The organism is Coprobacter secundus subsp. similis, assembly GCF_015097275.1.
Classification (GTDB): Bacteria; Bacteroidota; Bacteroidia; order Bacteroidales; family Coprobacteraceae; genus Coprobacter; species Coprobacter secundus.
In genome coordinates, this window is sequence record NZ_AP023322.1 from 1,641,633 (window position 1) to 1,658,895 (window position 17,263).

The 17,263-nt window shown below is 34.7% G+C and carries 17 protein-coding genes; 9 read left to right on the forward strand and 8 right to left on the reverse strand.

The genetic code is table 11. The features are described 5' to 3' along the window. Window positions 1–66: 66 nt before the first annotated feature. Together bamG and Cop2CBH44_RS06575 are read right to left on the reverse strand one after the other, a co-directional pair. Complete coding sequence (gene bamG, locus Cop2CBH44_RS06570; RefSeq protein WP_200755756.1) at window positions 67–1,344, reverse strand: BamG family beta-barrel-assembly machinery protein; 1,278 nt, start codon at window positions 1,342–1,344, stop codon at window positions 67–69. Next, window positions 1,331–2,059, reverse strand: a complete 729-nt coding sequence (locus tag Cop2CBH44_RS06575; RefSeq protein ID WP_044228158.1) for a type III pantothenate kinase — start codon at window positions 2,057–2,059, stop codon at window positions 1,331–1,333. The genes bamG and Cop2CBH44_RS06575 overlap by 14 nt, the downstream gene beginning before the upstream one ends. 225 nt (window positions 2,060–2,284) lie before the next feature. On the opposite strand from Cop2CBH44_RS06575, the gene Cop2CBH44_RS06580 reads away from it, so the two are divergent. The 3 genes from Cop2CBH44_RS06580 (at window position 2,285) to Cop2CBH44_RS06590 (ending at window position 3,761) form a co-directional block, all read left to right on the forward strand. Next, on the forward strand, window positions 2,285–2,611 hold the full coding sequence (locus Cop2CBH44_RS06580; RefSeq protein ID WP_021931409.1) for an FtsB family cell division protein: 327 nt from the start codon (window positions 2,285–2,287) through the stop codon (window positions 2,609–2,611). Then, window positions 2,601–2,945: a hypothetical protein gene (locus tag Cop2CBH44_RS06585; RefSeq protein WP_044228064.1), complete on the forward strand. Its 345-nt coding sequence runs from the start codon at window positions 2,601–2,603 to the stop codon at window positions 2,943–2,945. The genes Cop2CBH44_RS06580 and Cop2CBH44_RS06585 overlap by 11 nt, the downstream gene beginning before the upstream one ends. 192 nt (window positions 2,946–3,137) lie before the next feature. After that, a complete protein-coding gene (locus tag Cop2CBH44_RS06590) occupies window positions 3,138–3,761 on the forward strand; it encodes a class I SAM-dependent methyltransferase (RefSeq protein ID WP_044228154.1) in 624 nt (207 codons plus the stop codon). 183 nt (window positions 3,762–3,944) lie between these two features. On the opposite strand, the gene Cop2CBH44_RS06595 is transcribed toward Cop2CBH44_RS06590, so the two are convergent. Next, window positions 3,945–4,826 (reverse strand): urea transporter, encoded by an 882-nt coding sequence (locus tag Cop2CBH44_RS06595; RefSeq protein WP_044228061.1) that lies wholly within the window; start codon window positions 4,824–4,826, stop codon window positions 3,945–3,947. A 272-nt stretch (window positions 4,827–5,098) separates the two neighbouring features. Here Cop2CBH44_RS06595 and Cop2CBH44_RS06600 point away from each other — a divergent pair, with 272 nt between their 5' ends. Further along, window positions 5,099–5,371: a hypothetical protein gene (locus tag Cop2CBH44_RS06600; protein ID WP_021931404.1), complete on the forward strand. Its 273-nt coding sequence runs from the start codon at window positions 5,099–5,101 to the stop codon at window positions 5,369–5,371. Between the two features lie 161 nt (window positions 5,372–5,532). On the opposite strand, the gene Cop2CBH44_RS06605 is transcribed toward Cop2CBH44_RS06600, so the two are convergent. Beyond that, on the reverse strand, window positions 5,533–5,784 hold the full coding sequence (locus tag Cop2CBH44_RS06605) for a GlsB/YeaQ/YmgE family stress response membrane protein (RefSeq protein ID WP_021931403.1): 252 nt from the start codon (window positions 5,782–5,784) through the stop codon (window positions 5,533–5,535). A gap of 777 nt (window positions 5,785–6,561) precedes the next feature. Then, window positions 6,562–9,186 carry a valine--tRNA ligase gene (locus tag Cop2CBH44_RS06610; RefSeq protein ID WP_200755757.1) on the reverse strand — a complete coding sequence of 875 codons (2,625 nt, stop codon included), beginning with the start codon at window positions 9,184–9,186 and terminating at the stop codon, window positions 6,562–6,564. A 181-nt stretch (window positions 9,187–9,367) separates the two neighbouring features. On the opposite strand from Cop2CBH44_RS06610, the gene Cop2CBH44_RS06615 reads away from it, so the two are divergent. The 5 genes from Cop2CBH44_RS06615 (at window position 9,368) to Cop2CBH44_RS06635 (ending at window position 13,459) form a co-directional block, all read left to right on the forward strand. Beyond that, a complete protein-coding gene (locus Cop2CBH44_RS06615; RefSeq protein ID WP_200755758.1) occupies window positions 9,368–10,864 on the forward strand; it encodes a glycoside hydrolase family 10-like protein in 1,497 nt (498 codons plus the stop codon). A 94-nt stretch (window positions 10,865–10,958) separates the two neighbouring features. Further along, window positions 10,959–11,726, forward strand: a complete 768-nt coding sequence (locus Cop2CBH44_RS06620) for a YaaA family protein (RefSeq protein ID WP_200755759.1) — start codon at window positions 10,959–10,961, stop codon at window positions 11,724–11,726. A gap of 1 nt (window position 11,727) precedes the next feature. Further along, complete coding sequence (locus Cop2CBH44_RS06625) at window positions 11,728–11,880, forward strand: hypothetical protein (RefSeq protein WP_200755760.1); 153 nt, start codon at window positions 11,728–11,730, stop codon at window positions 11,878–11,880. Window positions 11,881–12,026: 146 nt separating this feature from the next. Further along, window positions 12,027–12,254: a winged helix-turn-helix domain-containing protein gene (locus Cop2CBH44_RS06630; RefSeq protein ID WP_021931398.1), complete on the forward strand. Its 228-nt coding sequence runs from the start codon at window positions 12,027–12,029 to the stop codon at window positions 12,252–12,254. Window positions 12,255–12,820: 566 nt separating this feature from the next. Then, complete coding sequence (locus tag Cop2CBH44_RS06635; protein WP_021931396.1) at window positions 12,821–13,459, forward strand: DedA family protein; 639 nt, start codon at window positions 12,821–12,823, stop codon at window positions 13,457–13,459. Window positions 13,460–13,579: 120 nt separating this feature from the next. Here Cop2CBH44_RS06635 and Cop2CBH44_RS06640 read toward each other — a convergent pair whose 3' ends face one another. From Cop2CBH44_RS06640 to accC, 3 genes are read right to left on the reverse strand one after another with little or no spacing between them, the layout of a single operon-like run. Then, window positions 13,580–15,112, reverse strand: a complete 1,533-nt coding sequence (locus Cop2CBH44_RS06640; protein ID WP_021931395.1) for an acyl-CoA carboxylase subunit beta — start codon at window positions 15,110–15,112, stop codon at window positions 13,580–13,582. 2 nt (window positions 15,113–15,114) lie between these two features. Then, window positions 15,115–15,636, reverse strand: a complete 522-nt coding sequence (locus Cop2CBH44_RS06645; RefSeq protein WP_200755761.1) for an acyl-CoA carboxylase biotin carboxyl carrier protein subunit — start codon at window positions 15,634–15,636, stop codon at window positions 15,115–15,117. An 11-nt stretch (window positions 15,637–15,647) separates the two neighbouring features. After that, entirely contained in the window at window positions 15,648–17,159 is a 1,512-nt protein-coding gene (gene accC, locus Cop2CBH44_RS06650) for an acetyl-CoA carboxylase biotin carboxylase subunit (protein ID WP_021931393.1), read from the reverse strand. Window positions 17,160–17,263: the final 104 nt, after the last annotated feature.

A 17,263-nucleotide genomic window follows, 5' to 3' on the forward strand; every position in this document is an offset into this window, starting at 1 on the left:
TTATAAAAAATATGATTTTGCTCCATAAGAAACAAAATCATATAAAATTTTTATGTAACAATTATACTATTCAAATTTACGTTTAAAAAACCAGAACTCATTAAAAGTAAGACTTACCGAAACTCTTAAATAATTTTCTGTAATCAATGCCTGTGGCGTTGTACGTCGATTAACATATTCAAGTCCAAGATTCACAATAGATTTATCACTCTTAATAGGAAGACCAAAACCACAACTAACTCCTACCTCACGCATATTCATTGAAGAATTCGTAGACGCATCACTTACCTTCAAATAAGACTGGTTATAAAAAGCTCCTAAACGATATCGTATCCGTTTTAAATAATTACGAGAAAGAATATTAGGGATGTATTCACCTCCAACAGCGACTTTTATCCGATTATTTAAAGTATCGGTACGACCTGCATAGCGAGTATCTTTCCAATCCTGAAAAGTAACATCAGCCCCCACCGTAAACAAATTATCTCGAGAATAAGTAAATCCAAGACCATATGTCGAAGCTATCTCATAATTACCCTTTAATGAAGTGGTATCCGATTTCTCGACTTGAGATGCTGTAGATGAAGAGGAACTACTATAAACTTGCTCTGTCCTATACTCATGTCCCAACAAAGCTTTCTTAGGAGAATAAACTGCCCCTATAGTAAACTTATCTTTTTCATTAATTTTATAAGTATATTGAGCTCCAAATTCAACATGAAAATCTGACACATGGAGTTTATTTTCAATTATTCCGTCAATCGTATTCTGGTTACTCGGTATAATATAATTATCATGTACTATATTTCCAAAAAGATAGCTGATATTAGCTCCTAAAGAAAATCCTTTGTAAACATTTACACTCACTCCTGCATAAGCTTGATTTATACCACCTTCTCCTAATTTTGATTCCGAGCCATTATTAATCGTCCCTCCATAACTGTAACCCACATAAGAAAAAGGCAACAAACCTAAACTGGCAGCAATATTTTTTCCTAAAGGAAACTGCATTGCTATATATTCAAGATTTCCATTTATTTGAGATTCTTTTGCCCCAGTAGGAATCTCTTTCATCCAAACATTTTGAAGATTTACTCCAAAATCAAACAAAAACGTCAAAGAATCCATTGCTGCATAAGAAGCTGGGGTTTTCACATTTATCTGACGAGCCGAACGCAAGCCATACCCAATTCCTCCCATCGCACGGCCCATACCAAATGAATTATCATCTAGAATACCGTATCCGTAACGTGAATAAGGAGAGTTTGTATTATTCTGGGCCATTATCCCAATACTGTAAAGAGCACCAATAAGCGCAATAATTATGACTTTATTTTTCAACATTATAATATAGTATTCTATTCAAACCTTTTATTACGATATTTTTATCTACAAAGATGGGAGTTTTTAACCGTTCGGCAAATAAAAAAGCGTCTCCGCCCGTTAAAAAAATCAAAAGCCCAGGATATTTATGGGTCAAATCTCGTATATACCCCTCTACTTCATAACATGCTCCTCGAATTACACCCGCACGAATAGCCGCAAACGTATCATCTCCCAAAAAAGGAATATCTCCCTCAAATGAAACCAAAGGCAAACGTCCCGTAAACGTATGCAAAGCCTTAAAGCGCATTTGTATTCCAGAAGCAATATTCCCCCCTACAAAAAGCCCGTCAGCCAAAAGTAAATCATATGTAATAGCCGTTCCTGCGTCAATTACCAATATAGGCACTCCCGGCTTTTCATAATAAGCCCCTACTACCCCGGCTATCCGGTCTAAACCTAGAGTATTAGGAGTACGATATCCTATACGTATAGGCAAGCGACTGTCAGATGAAAATAGATGAAACATCGGTATTCGATTTCGAAAAAAATCTACATGCTCATCACATTTACGAGCCACAGAAGAATATATACAAGCTTCAATATCATAACCAGATAAAAAATCTTCTATGACCGGCTCATTCCAAGTATCATAAGTAATCAATGTTTCAAGTGCAAAAGCATTGAAGACTGCTAACTTTATCGTTGTATTTCCTTGATCAATGATTAAATTCACTTGTTTCAAAATTTTGCGCACAAAGGTACAAATAATGATGAACAATCAACAAGAAATTCCTCCCAATACGTAAATTTTCCCGATATTTAATGCAGAATAATACACAAAATTAATTCCTATCTATAAAAATGTGAGAAATATTTAAACATAACCTTAAAATGAAACGATTACTTTCGCAAACAAAAAAGATTATGTACGTTTGTAAAAATAATTTATCGACAAAAAATGAAAAAAAGGTTACTTAAATATAGAATATTTGCACAAAAGCATCTATCTTTGGTTAAAATTCTTGCCCTTACTTTTATCATTATTATGATATTTGTCGATGATAACAGCTTTTTACAAAGTTTTGCTTATAACCGTAAAATACGACAACTAAAGGGAGATATAGAACATTACCAACACGTAATAGACGAAAGTAACCGCCGCTTGAATGAATTACGCTCAAACAGTGAAAACTTAGAAAAATTTGCTCGAGAACAATATCTAATGAAAAAACCAAACGAAGACATTTATATTATAGAAGTAGAAAAAAACAATAATGAACAATAAGACCCGTAATACGATTTTTCTTTTATCTGCCATATGTGTATTAATAGCCGCAGCATTATATATTACTGGATGGTTTGCTGTACCATATATTTTTGCATTAGGAGCTGCAGGAATCGCTGTCTGTCGTTTGACATTCCGTTACGAAGGTACCAATTTTAGACTCAAACGGCTCTACCGAATGGAAACTCTGTCTGCCCTATTATTGGTCGCAGCCTCTTATTTTATGTTTAAAACTCGTACAGAATGGATTCTCCTTTTAACCGTTGCAGCCATATTACAACTGTACACTGCAATTCTTATTCCCCAAATAATAGAAAAAGATTCGAAACAATAAAAGCACTACACAAAATTTACATCCCTCTCTCTAAAAATATTCCCCCAAATATATAATTGACTACACTTAAAAATAAATGTAGATTCTCCATAGTAAAGTCTACATTTGTTTAAAATTAACTACATTTGGGTATTGTATTTTACAGCTCCCCCCTTTAACTTGCATTCTCATAATAACACATATAACAATAAAATGAGAAAGAAAAGTTTTATCAACAAAATTTTGCAGAATACTCGTAAACCTGAGGGCTTTTTCGGAAGAATGATTCTACGAGGAATGAATATAGGTCATTCTAAACTATCCCTATGGGGAATGTCTCAATTAAATTGGCAAGTAAACTGGAATGTATTAGATATCGGTTGCGGAGGAGGAGCAAATCTAGAAAAGATGCTGGAATACTGTCCAAAAGGAAAAGTTTACGGTTTGGATATATCACCTGAAAGTGTACTTTTCGCCCAAAAGAAAAACAAAAAATTTTTAGGGACTCGTTGCTTTGTCCACATAGGAAGTGTAAACAAACTTCCATACGAAAATGAGATGTTCAATGTAGTAACAGCTTTTGAAACTATTTATTTTTGGGATGATTTAAATCTCTCGTTTACAGAAATCGCCAGAGTACTAAAAAAGAACAACTATTTTCTTATCTGCTGCGAAATGAGTGACCCCAACAATGAAACATGGACCAGCCGAATTGATGGAATGATTGTACATCCAGCACACCAATTAGAATCAATACTTCAAAAATGTGGATTTACTAACATTATTATACATCATCGAAAAAAAGAAAACCTATGTATTATCGCACAAAAGGCTTAACCAAATGGATTTACAAAGAGAAAAAACTATACAGAAATTCTACCTAAAATAGAGTCTCTATATAGCATAGAGCACATTCCTCTTTGTTCCTCATTAATGCCATAATTAAATATGAATGAAATCAAAAAGATTATAAATAAAGCCAGATAAAAAGTAATTTTACACAAACAAATCCAATCTATCTCAATCGCAGGCATTTTCCAAATCGCAATACTTTTTTAAGGTAATATACCGTATGCCTAAAACTATCCATACAGAAAGGACAAATGGAGCCGTCAATGTAGTAACATCTAAATTCATGCCAATTACTTGCAATATAATCGAAAGAAATACTGATAATGTTGCAAATACGATTCCCGTTTTTGACCGATCTCCTATAGCAATACAACAAAGTACTCCATTGTACCCCAACATCCCCGTATTGAACGCAGAATAATCGTCTTTACACCACAAAACCATCATCAATGGAATTACAGCCCCTAAAATCGCATATATAGCATTTATCCGAGAATTTATAAAAATACCTATCAAAAAAAATAATCCTGTAAGTACACTATTTCCTTGCAACATAACTTGTCCCATATTCAAACTAAAAGCTCGAAACAAATCAGCAGATTGTTCTATAACTCCAGAAACAGAAGATAAAAATAAAAACGGACACAAATAATGACAACTTATCAATAACAACCAAATTGTAATAATAAAAGGGGCTGTAAAACCAGGTAATTTTTCTTGACGACTAAACAAATTAGTTACCCAAGTTGAAAAGCATGAAGCCAATATCAATAGAAATATAGAAATAAAATTTATTTTCATAAATACCCCAATCGCTATACCTACTAATGTACCATTAAAACCATACAGACCATTTCGTATATCATCTTTAGAATAGCCTGCTAACAGAGCCATTAAAGTACTTACAACATTACCGGCCAAAGCCAAAAAAGCTAAAAGCAAAGAATTACATGCAATACCTATCAACATTAACAATCCAGAAAATGCATTATTTTGAAACATTACTTGCCCAATTCCTCGGCCTATTATCAACAATATTTCTTTACTCATATTTTGAAATTTGACCACAAAAATATACAAAATTAAAATCTAATTATATCTACAGTAAATATATCTGAAAAGAAAAATTTTTATTTCTTTTTCCATTATTAATTTTCAATATCTCAAAACCTAAACCAATTTCAGAATCCATTATATACTATCGCATTTTTCATTACTTTATATTTATCAATTTTTAGTGCATATTTTAGAAAATAGAACAAACATACCTTATACATCAATTGTTCGTATAATAACATAGTATTTATTAAAAGTATAAGAATATGAAAAAAATCATTTTGTTGGCAATAGCCGGAGCTGCTGTTGGTGCAGCGGCTTTTATCGCTTGCAACCAAAACTCTAACTGCAAGCTAAAAAGGAAAATACATAGTACCCGTAAATCCTTTGACAAAGCTATCAACAAAGCTTCTGGACAAGTTGAGAAAGGTATGAAAAAAGCTTTGGATAAATGGGAAAGCACTAAAGAAGCAATTAACGAACAAACCGAAAATCTCAATGCTGCAGTAGAGAAGGCAAGTCAAAAAGTCAAAAAATAAATACCCAGATTAACTGGCTAAAAACATAAGCGATTCACCAAAATTCCCGGACAAAAAATATATAACAATTTTTTATCCGGGAATACTTTTCTATTTCATATATAATACATCATTACATTATGAAAAATATCAAACGTCATAAAAGTTTGTCAACCTTCTTTCTATTTAGATTTAGGCCGATAAAATAACGTTGCCAACCACAAAACAAGTATTGCTCCTATAACAGATGTTATAAGACTACCAATAATACCTGTAGCCGTAATCCCGAACAGACCAAATACCCAACCTCCAAGAACACCTCCTACCACTCCAAGAATAAGATTGATAACTAAGCCAAAGCCTCCACCTCTCATAATAGTTCCAGCTAAATACCCAGCAACAATACCAATAATAATATACCAAAGAAAATTCATAATTCCATTATTTTTTAAGTAAAACAATCTATTGAATTCTTTTCCTAAAAGAAAATCCTATATTAAATAACAAATAACCATACTTAAAGTTGAAATAATAGCATATCTATTCGTCATCTACAATACCTAACATAAAAAAAAGTATTCGTCTGACCGGATATCTTACTCCCCAATAACAATAAAAAATTAGAGCACTATCCAGTCTTCACTTGAAAAATTAACAATATATATTTTTGATGTTGTGGGGGTTGGAAAAGAATTTTTTTATGTTTTTCTTGTTTTAGGGTTATTCTCTCTTAATCGCCTTTTTTATTATTTCCATAAGTCTATATCGGGTTTCAGACGACTATCAACATTAATGGCTCTTCTCTTTATTTTTAAACCCTCTGTTCTGAAATTTACTTTTAAGAAAAAACTAAAAAAAGAAAAATAAACTTTTACCAGAAATATGACAATACTCTCTTTCTCTTAATATGCAAATCTACCGCATCATACTTCAATTGCCATTTTCGGACCTACAATATAATTATCTTTATTATTAAATATCAACAATACCAACAAAGACATAGGTATACATAGGTTCACAAGTATCAGCAATACACAAAAACTGCTCGTCCTATCTATCAGTATAAGCAATATACTCACTTATCTTTATCAATATTGTTCTCGCCATTCATCAAGTCTTTTTCTTCCTCTCTTATGCATATAGTCTAAAACAAAAATAAAAGAACACAGCTGGCCAATACGAGTACTATATTTACCAGCTGTGCCTTTCACTTATTTTTTTAACGCAGCAATACTCTCTTCCAAAGATTTTATCTTACTTTCTGCATCAGACTGCTTTTTCCGTTCATTTTCAACAACCTGCGCAGGAGCATTACTTACAAAACGTTCATTACCCAACTTCGCTTTCACAGACTTTAAAAAACCTTGTAAATATTTCAGTTCTTCTTCTTGTTTTTTAAGTTCAGCTTCGATATCTATGCTATTACCTAAAGGTATCGCATACTCAGTAGTCCCTACTAAGAAAGAAGCAGCAGTAATATCTTTTTCCGTAACCCGATTGATAACTGATATATTAGCAAGTTTAGTAATAACTGAATCATAATCTGTATTATGTTCTCCAACAATTTGCAATTCCAAGGCCTCTTTATTAGGAATATTCTTTTGTAAACGAATAGTACGAACACCCGAAATCACCTCTTTCACAGATTCAAATCCCGAAACTAAAGCTTCATCAATCGGTTTCACAATCGGCAATTGCTCAATCATAATGCTTTCATTATCCTTACGAGAGACAATATGCTGCCACAATTCTTCGGTAATGAACGGCATAAACGGATGCAACAACTTAAGCAATATATCAAAAAATTGTAAAGTCGACTCATAGGTATATTTATCAATAGGCTGTTGATAAGCAGGTTTAATCATCTCCAAATACCAAGAAGAAAATTCATCCCAAAACAACTTGTACACAGTCATCAAAGCCTCTGATAAACGATACTTACCAAACAAATCTGCAATTTCATCCATTGCTCGGTTCAATAAAGAATCGAACCAACGTACAGCGATAGCAGCCGACTCCGGTTGCAACAGATTATCATCGACAGCCCATCCTTTTACAAGCCTGAAAGCATTCCATATCTTATTATTGAAATTACGACCTTGCTCACACAATGCATCGTCAAATAAAATGTCATTTCCTGCCGGAGCAGACAACATCATCCCCATGCGCACCCCATCGGCACCATATTTTTCTATCAATTCAAGAGGGTCAGGTGAATTACCTAATGATTTGGACATTTTCCGTCCGATTTTATCTCGCACGATACCAGTAAAATAGACATTTCTAAAAGGTTTATCCTTTTCATATTCATAACCGGCCATAATCATACGCGCTACCCAGAAAAATATAATATCAGGACCCGTTACCAAATCACTGGTAGGATAATAATATTTTATCTCTTCATTACCCGGATTATTAATCCCGTCAAATAAAGATATCGGCCACAACCAAGAAGAAAACCAAGTATCAAGACAATCTTCATCTTGGTGCAAATCACTCATTTGCAAAGCAAAATTCCCGCTTTTTTCCCGAGCTAATTTCAATGCTTCTTCTTCTTTAGCAGCAACTACATATCCGCCTTCAGGCAAATAATAAGCCGGAATACGGTGTCCCCACCATAATTGGCGACTAATACACCAATCTTTAATATTCTCCATCCAGTAACGATACGTATTTTTATACTTGGACGGATAGAATTTTATATCATCATTCATTACAGCCTCTAAAGCAGGTTTTGCTAAATCAGACATTTTCAAAAACCATTGCATGGAAAGCTTAGGCTCAATGACAACATTTGTCCGTTCAGAATAACCGACTTTATTTGTATAAGCTTCTACCTTTTCAAGTAAATCGGCTTTTTTCAAATCTTCTTCTATCTGTTTACGTACCTCAAAACGGTCCATACCTATATACAGACCGGCAGCTTCACTCAACGTTCCATTATCATTAAAGATATCTATACTTGGTAAATTATATTTCTCTCCCAACATATAATCATTCACATCGTGAGCTGGGGTTACCTTCAAACATCCGGTACCAAATTCTATATCTACATAATCATCCTCTATAACAGGAATTATCCGATTCACTAAAGGAACTATGACTTTCTTACCTCGAAGATGTTTATTCTTAGGGTCATTCGGATTAATACACATTGCCGTATCTCCCATAATAGTCTCAGGACGGGTAGTAGCAACAATAGCATATCCATCTTCCCCTTCAATCTTATATCGAAGATAAAACAACTTGCTATGTTCTTCTTTATAAATAACCTCCTCATCCGAAAGGGCTGTCAGAGCTTTAGGATCCCAATTTACCATACGTACTCCTCTATATATCAGCCCTTTGTTATAAAGGTCAACAAATACTTTAAGAACACTCTCCGACCGCTTTTCGTCCATTGTAAAAGCTGTACGGTCCCAGTCACACGATGCTCCAAGCTTACGCAATTGCTTTAAAATAATACCACCGTGAGTGTCAGTCCATTCCCATGCATGTTTCAAAAACTCATCACGGGTCAAATCTGTCTTTTTAATACCTTGGGTTGCTAATTTATTTACGACTTTAGCTTCCGTTGCAATCGAAGCATGATCTGTACCCGGTACCCAACAAGCATTCTTACCTGTCATTCTTGCCCGACGTACCAGAATATCCTGAATAGTATTATTCAACATATGCCCCATATGCAACACACCTGTCACATTAGGAGGAGGAATAACAACCGTATAAGGCTCTCGCCCATCAGGTCTCGATTTAAAATACCCATTTTTCAACCAATATGCATACCATTTTTCTTCTACATCAGCAGGATTATACTTCGTTGCTATTTCATTCATATATCTTCTTTTATTATTTTCAATTTAGAAAACCGGCACTATATACACGATTTATTTTCAAAAAATTTGATGCAAAGGTACAAAATTTTCAGCAGAGAATTAAGATAAATTTCAGAGAAATTATTTGGAAAATAGCCTCATATAGACCTATTTTTGCTTTTAAATATAAATATAGAATTCGATGAAACTCAAAAGATACCTGATTTTTCTTTTTCTACTTACACTATGTCCAATCATACAAGCGCAACAACACCCCAAACGCGAATTTAGAGGAGCATGGATACAAACTGTATATCAATCACAATACAGTACAATGAGCCGAGATGCCATGCAAACCTATTTCACAAATATGCTTGACCAATTACAGCAAACGGGTATTAACGCTATCATTTTTCAAGTCAGGCCAATGGCTGATGCTTTTTATCCATCCAAACTCGAGCCGTGGAGCCGATTTCTGACAGGTACACAAGGCGTTGCATTAGTGCCAAAATGGGATCCACTAAAATTCCTGATAGACGAATGCCACGCCCGTAATATGGAATTGCATGCATGGCTCAACCCTTACCGAGTAAGTAGCAATATAAATGAACCATTGGCATCAAACCATATTTATTTCAAGCATCCTGAGTGGTTTGTTCAATATGGGAACGGTATTTATTTCGATCCTGGATTGCCTCAATCAAGAGAATTCATCACAAAGGTTGTCGACGACATCGTTGCTCGATACGATATAGATGCAATACACATGGATGATTATTTTTACCCCTACCCGATTAATGGAATGCCATTCCCCGATGATAATAGTTATGCCCGCTATAATAATGGTATGAATCGTAATGACTGGCGCAGAAATAATGTAAATCTTCTAATTAAAAAATTACATCAAACTATACAACACCGTAAACCATGGGTACGCTTTGGCATAAGTCCGTTCGGAATATATCGGAACATCCATAATGATGCAAACGGTAGCGAAACCAGAGGTCTACAAAATTATGACGACTTATATGCAGATGTACTTCTATGGACACAAAAAGGATGGATAGACTATATGATGCCACAATTATATTGGGAAATAGGACACAAAGCCGCATGTTCCGAAACTTTAATTTATTGGTGGAACCGCCATTCCAACGGAAGACATATGTACATCGGACAAGATGTAAAACGTACGATGGATGCTGCTGATATAAATCCTAATTTTACACAATTGAATCGTAAAATGCAATTAAGCCGTTATCTTGACAATATATCTGGAATATGTTTTTGGCCTGGTTACGAACTGATAAACAACTATAAAAACATAAGTGGCATATTACGAAACGATTATTTTTCATCACCAGCACTCATTCCAGCTTACACGTTTATTGATGCAAAAGCGCCAGAAGAAGTAAAAAAACTAAAAACAAGATGGACATCACAAGGCTATGTTCTGGAATGGAAACGCCGGAATACACGAGATGAGATGCAAAAACAAATATATTTTTGTATATATCGTTTTAAAAAAGGAGAACCGATAGATTTGTCGAATGCAAACAATCTTGTTGCTATTACTCGTGAAACAGGCTATGTATTGCCTTACCAAAAAGGGAACAAAGAATATACTTACGTTGTAACTGCTGTCGACCGTATGCACAATGAAAGTATAAAAGGAACGAAAAAGAAAATAAAATTATAATACAAGCCTATTTCTATTACCCAACAGTTTAAAAAACAAATTAGAAAGAACTATTTCTGTAAGTTTTTGTTTTCTAATAAAAAACTTACAGATTATGTTAATTTTACTCTCTCCTACCCGAACAATGGACATGTCAACCCCGGTTCCGACTGACTGTCCTCCAGCTACAATACCACATTTTCTAAACGAAGCCAAACAAATAGCCAAAGGTATGAAAGAGCTATCGTCCGAAAAATTGGCAAAAGAAATGAAACTCAACCCTTCTTTGGCAAAAAATAGTTATATTGCTTATCAACACTTCGGAACACCAAAGAACCCTTCAAAACCTGCAATATTAGCTTACGCCGGGAACGTCTACAAAGAATTAAATGCTTATAATTTCGATAAAACTGATTTTGAATATGCCCAGAAAAATGTACGTATCCTATCAACTTTGTATGGGTGGATAAAACCTCTAGATAAAATTGAAGTATATCGGATGATGCTCCAAATGCACGTACCCGGTATAAGTAAAGGAAATCTATATAATTTCTGGCGTCCCAAACTAACACCTTTTTGTATTGATGATACTCTCAAACACAATGGAATACTTATAAATCTGGCATCTAACGAAATCCTTAAAGCTCTTGATTCCATTTCTTTAAACAAAAATATACGAGTAATCAATCTTATTTTCAAAGATTATCGTAACGGAAAACTACAATCATTCCAAATTTACTCAAAACAAGCTCGAGGAAAAATAGCCAGATATATCATCAAAAATAAATTATATAATCCTGAAGATTTAAAACATTTTACGGAAGATAAGTATCATTACAATGGTCATCTTTCTTCTGAAAATCAATATATATTTACACGTTAATATGAAAACAAAAAAACTGGAAATTTGGAAAATTATAGCCATTGCCATCGCAATTATATTGATGATGTATTGGCTATTTGCCGGAACACTAATTGAAGAAGACTCTAACGAAACAGACTTTCCTTCAGATATAATAGAACAGAGTGGCAATTAATTGTCAATAAGACACTTATAGAAAATAACATAAAAATATAAATAATGTAAAATCGTTAAACAAATAGCTTTATTTATTTGTTTTCGTGACAAAATAGATGTAACTTTATTACATCTAAAGTTCCTTTACATATAAACTTTTATGTTATGAAAGCACTTACAATTGCCGAAAATGCCGGGAGAATATGGCGTGTGCTTGAAGAGACATACACGATCACTTCTACCCAAATGATGAAAAGACTGGAACTGGACGACGTTGCAATGTTTGCAGCTATCGGGTGGTTAGCGCGGGAAAAGAAAATTTTCTGCTGCGAAAACAGAGGAGAATGTTATATTAGTAACAAACGTCCTCTTGATTTTTTTAGTTTTGGATAATCGATTTACAAATGCCTCTGCATTTAAACTTAGACAAAAGCACCTTATTTAAAAAAGGTGCTTTTTTATTATTATCAAACCAATAGACCAAACGATATTAAAACAAAGTAATTATAATTTAAAAAGGCTGTTTCTCACGAGACAGCCTTCCTAAACTTGAAATATATCAAAAACAAGAAAGAGGATAATGCTTATTCAAAGGAACAAGCAAGGATAATAATACCAATGAAACACACAAAAAACAAGAATATATTATCTTTCTAACCAAATTTTTATTCTCAACAGAAGACTCTAAATAAACTCTTTTATTCTCTTCTTATCAGATTGCTCTGTAGAAAGTTGTCTTCCACGAACTGGCCCATTGAAACCCTCGTTCTGCACATAAAACATATCTTTATCCCACTTTGTTCTACAATAACCCAAATTTAACATATAAAAACATTATTATTTATATAAACACTTTTGTAATATTATTGTAATATTATTGCAATAAAAATGTCATTGCCGCTTCAACCAATAATATCTACTTTTGACAAAAAATATAATTATCTAATTGATACTATTTTATGGAGTCTTTATCTTTTATACAATGGTGCCTTGATAATCTGAATTATTGGACTATTACTTTATTGATGACTATCGAAAGCTCATTCATCCCTTTTCCCTCAGAAATCGTTGTCCCTCCTGCTGCTTATAAAGCTGCGGCTGGAGAATTAAATATTTGGTTGGTCATTTTATTTGCTACCATCGGGGCAAATATTGGTGCACTAATCAATTACTATTTAGCATTATGGGTAGGAAGGCCATTGGTATATAAATTTGCAAATAGCCGTATTGGACACATGTGCCTTATTGACGAAGCATCAGTTGCTAAAGCTGAACGATATTTCGATGAAAATGGTCGTATATCAACGTTTATCGGGCGTTTAGTACCCGCTGTACGTCAACTCATATCAATACCAGCAGGACTAGCCAGAATGAAACTATCCACATTCCTACTCTATACAACTTTAGGAGCCGGTCTCTGGAACGGAATATTAGCAGCTATAGGTTATTATCTTGAATCTGTAGTACCCCAAGACCAACTCATGGCTAAAGTATCTGAATATAGCCAAGAAATAGGCTGGGTATTTATTGCTATAGGTATTTTTGTTTTAATATTCCTTGTCTATAAAGGAATGAAAAAAAATAAACCTACAAAATAAACTCTTAAAAAAATATTTATTTCCCTTCTTCTAAAAAAGGATATACTCTCCGAAATTAATAAAAGCAAAAAAGCAAGTTTACACTTGCTTTTTTGCTCTCAAAACATCTATATAATATTTTTATAATGGCATATTTCCATGTTTTTTAGGAGGGTTACTTTTATTTTTATTCTGAGCCATCTCAAGAGCCTGAATCAGTTTATAACGGGTCTGCTTAGGTAGAATAATTTCATCAATATAGCCTAATTCCGCCGCTTTATAAGGATTAGCAAAATTAGCTTTATAATCTTCAATGGCTTGCATTTTAGTATTGGCATCAGCATGACGATAAAGAATATTTACTGCCCCTTCAGCTCCCATAACCGCAATTTCAGCCGTTGGATACGCTAAATTAACATCGGCACCTGTTTGTTTGCTGGACATTACAATATAAGCACCACCATAAGCTTTACGAGTAATCAATGTTACCTTAGGGACTGTAGCCTCAGCATAAGCATATACAATTTTTGCTCCATGGCGAATAATCCCATTATGTTCTTGCGTACACCCAGGAAGAAATCCCGGCACATCCTCAAACGTCACTAAAGGTATATTAAAGCAGTCACAGAAACGAATAAAACGGGCAGCCTTATCTGATGCATCAATATCCAGAACTCCTGCCAGATAAGCTGGTTGGTTAGCAACAATACCTACAGGTCGTCCTCCAAGGCGAGCAAAACCAATAACCACATTTTTAGCAAAATGGGGCATCACTTCAAAGAAATAATGATCATCGATAACTGTCTCTATAATATCTTTTATATCATAAGGCATATTGGGGTCAGCAGGGACAACTGTCTGCAAACTTTCTTCTTCACGACGAATATCATCTGTAGAAGCTTTTATTGGAGCATCCTCCATATTATTTGATGGTAAAAAGCTAAGCAATTCACGAATTCCCATCAAAACTTCCTCTTCACTATTTCCCATAAAATGAGTTACACCACTTTTACTACTATGAGTATAAGCTCCTCCCAACTCTTCCTTATTTACCTCCTCATGAGTAACAGTCTTCACTACATCCGGTCCTGTCACAAACATATGGCTTTTATCCCGAACCATAAATATAAAATCTGTAAGAGCTGGAGAATAACAGGCTCCTCCTGCACAAGGGCCCAAAATAGCCGAAATCTGAGGAACTACACCTGAAGCCATTGTATTCTGATAAAAAATACTGGCATATCCCGTCAGACTTTCCACTCCTTCTTGAATACGAGCTCCACCTGAATCATTTAAAGCGATAATAGGAGCTCCATTTTGCAATGCCAAAGACTGCACTTTCACAATCTTTTGGGCATTAGTAGAACTCAATGAACCTCCATATACAGTAAAATCATAAGCATAAACATAGACTAATCGCCCATCTATCTTACCATATCCAGAAACAATACCATCCCCCGGAATTTTGGTCTTATCCATCCCAAAATTAGTACATCGATGTACTACAAACTTATCAAATTCAACAAAAGTCCCCTTATCGAGGAGAACCTCGATACGTTCTCGTGCTGTCATTTTTCCCGATTCTCTCTGCTTTTGTAATTTATCGAGACCTCCACCCAATTCGGCCATCTTATCTTTCTCGATAAAAGCTTCATATTTTTTTTCGTTATCCATATTTACATTTCTTCTGTTGAACTTAACTCCAGTTTAACTAACACTTGGTCATTCACTACAGAGTCCCCTTCTTTTACCAAGATTTCTTTTACTGAACAATCAGATGTAACTTTAAAATTGCTCTGCATTTTCATAGCTTCAATGACTAATACTGTATCTCCTGCCGAAAGTTTATCTCCTTCTTTTACAAGTATACTTACAATTTTTCCCGGCATAGGAGACACAATCTTATCGTCTTGTTTATCCTCCTCTTTCTTTCGAGTACGAAGATATTTAGCTTGAGAATCAACAATATCAATAGAATAAGATGAAAAATGAGTATTTACTCGGTAATTTTTCCCCCCTTCGGACTTTATCAGCTCCGCATTATAAGATTGTCCATCATGCAATATAGAACATATTCCATTCTCTGCCATAACCACATCTACTTCATATGGTTTGCCATCGATAGTCAATTGCACTTTATTACCATCTTTACTTACGAGTTCAATCTCAGCTATTCGTTTACCTATATGTACCTCCATTACTTTCTGGATTAAATTCTTAATACCCCCTTATGCATACCAAATGCTTTCCATCGACTAATAGGACGATTATCAACTGTAGTAGACGTATTCTCCTCCAAATTCATCAAATAGTCAATATACGCTGCTATCATCGCTATATTTTCAGATTTTTCTTCATTACCCGAAACTCCATGTAATAAAAACTCTGCATTTTTTTCTATAAAATGTGTATCATAGCCACCTTGTACAAAATCAGGGGTATCCATAATACGGCGTAAATACGGAATATTGTTTTTTACCCCCGTTATTTTATACTCATAAAGCACTCGTCGCATCCGTTCGATTGCATATTTACGACAAGTAGCCCAAACTATAAGTTTACCAATCATCGGGTCATAATGTACCGGAATTTCATAACCTTCATATACATAACTATCAATACGAACTCCTATCCCATTTGGTTCTGTTATCTGGCGAATAATACCGGGAGATGGCATAAAGTTAAAATCGGTATCTTCTGCACAAATTCGACACTCAATAGCATGTCCACGTTGCATAATGTCACTTTGTTTCAGATGTAAGGACTTTCCATTAGCAATATGTATTTGTTCTTTCACCAAATCCACCCCTAATACCTCTTCTGTAATCGGGTGCTCTACCTGCAAACGTGTATTCATCTCCAAAAAATAGTAATTACGATGCTTGTCCACTAAAAATTCTATAGTACCAGCACCTATATAATTTACAGCCTTTGCCGCAGCAACTGCTTTTTCACCCATATCCTTCCGTAACTCTTCGGTGATAAACGATGATGGACTTTCTTCTACTATTTTCTGATGACGTCTCTGTACCGAACATTCCCTCTCACACAAATGTATTACATTACCATGGGTATCACCTAATATCTGAAACTCAATATGATGAGGTTCCTCTACATATTTCTCAAGATAAGCCGTATCATCTCCAAACGACGAAAGGGCTTCAGATTTAGCATTATTATATGCCTCTGCTACTTCACTTTCGTTATGTATAAGGCGCATTCCTTTCCCTCCTCCTCCAGAAGAAGCTTTTAACATAACAGGATAACCTATTTTATTACATAACTCTATCGCCTCTTCAACATTTCTCAGATTTTCCTGTGTCCCAGGAACTACCGGAACTCCAGCTTCTATCATCCGTAAACGGGCAGATATCTTATCACCCATAACTTCCATCGTCTCCGGTTCAGGACCTATAAAAATAATTCCTTCTTCTCTACACCGACGGGCGAAAGCAGCATTTTCTGAAAGAAAACCATATCCTGGATGAATGGCATCAGCTCCATGCTCTTTAGCGACATTTATAATCTTCTCGATATTCAGATAACTCTCTTTTGATGCTGCCGGACCGATGCAATACGCTTCGTCAGCATAGAAAACATGACGTGCAGTTCTATCAGCTTCAGAAAAAACAGCAATGGTTTTTATCTCCATTTCTTTGCATGAGCGCATCACTCGTACCGCAATTTCACCCCGATTAGCAACTAATATTTTCTTTATCATTCTATTCCTAATTTAGGATTTATTATTTCTATATCAACTCTGAACACAGCATTTACACCGTTTCAGACCGTTATTATAAAATTTGTGATTCCGTGGCATAGAAA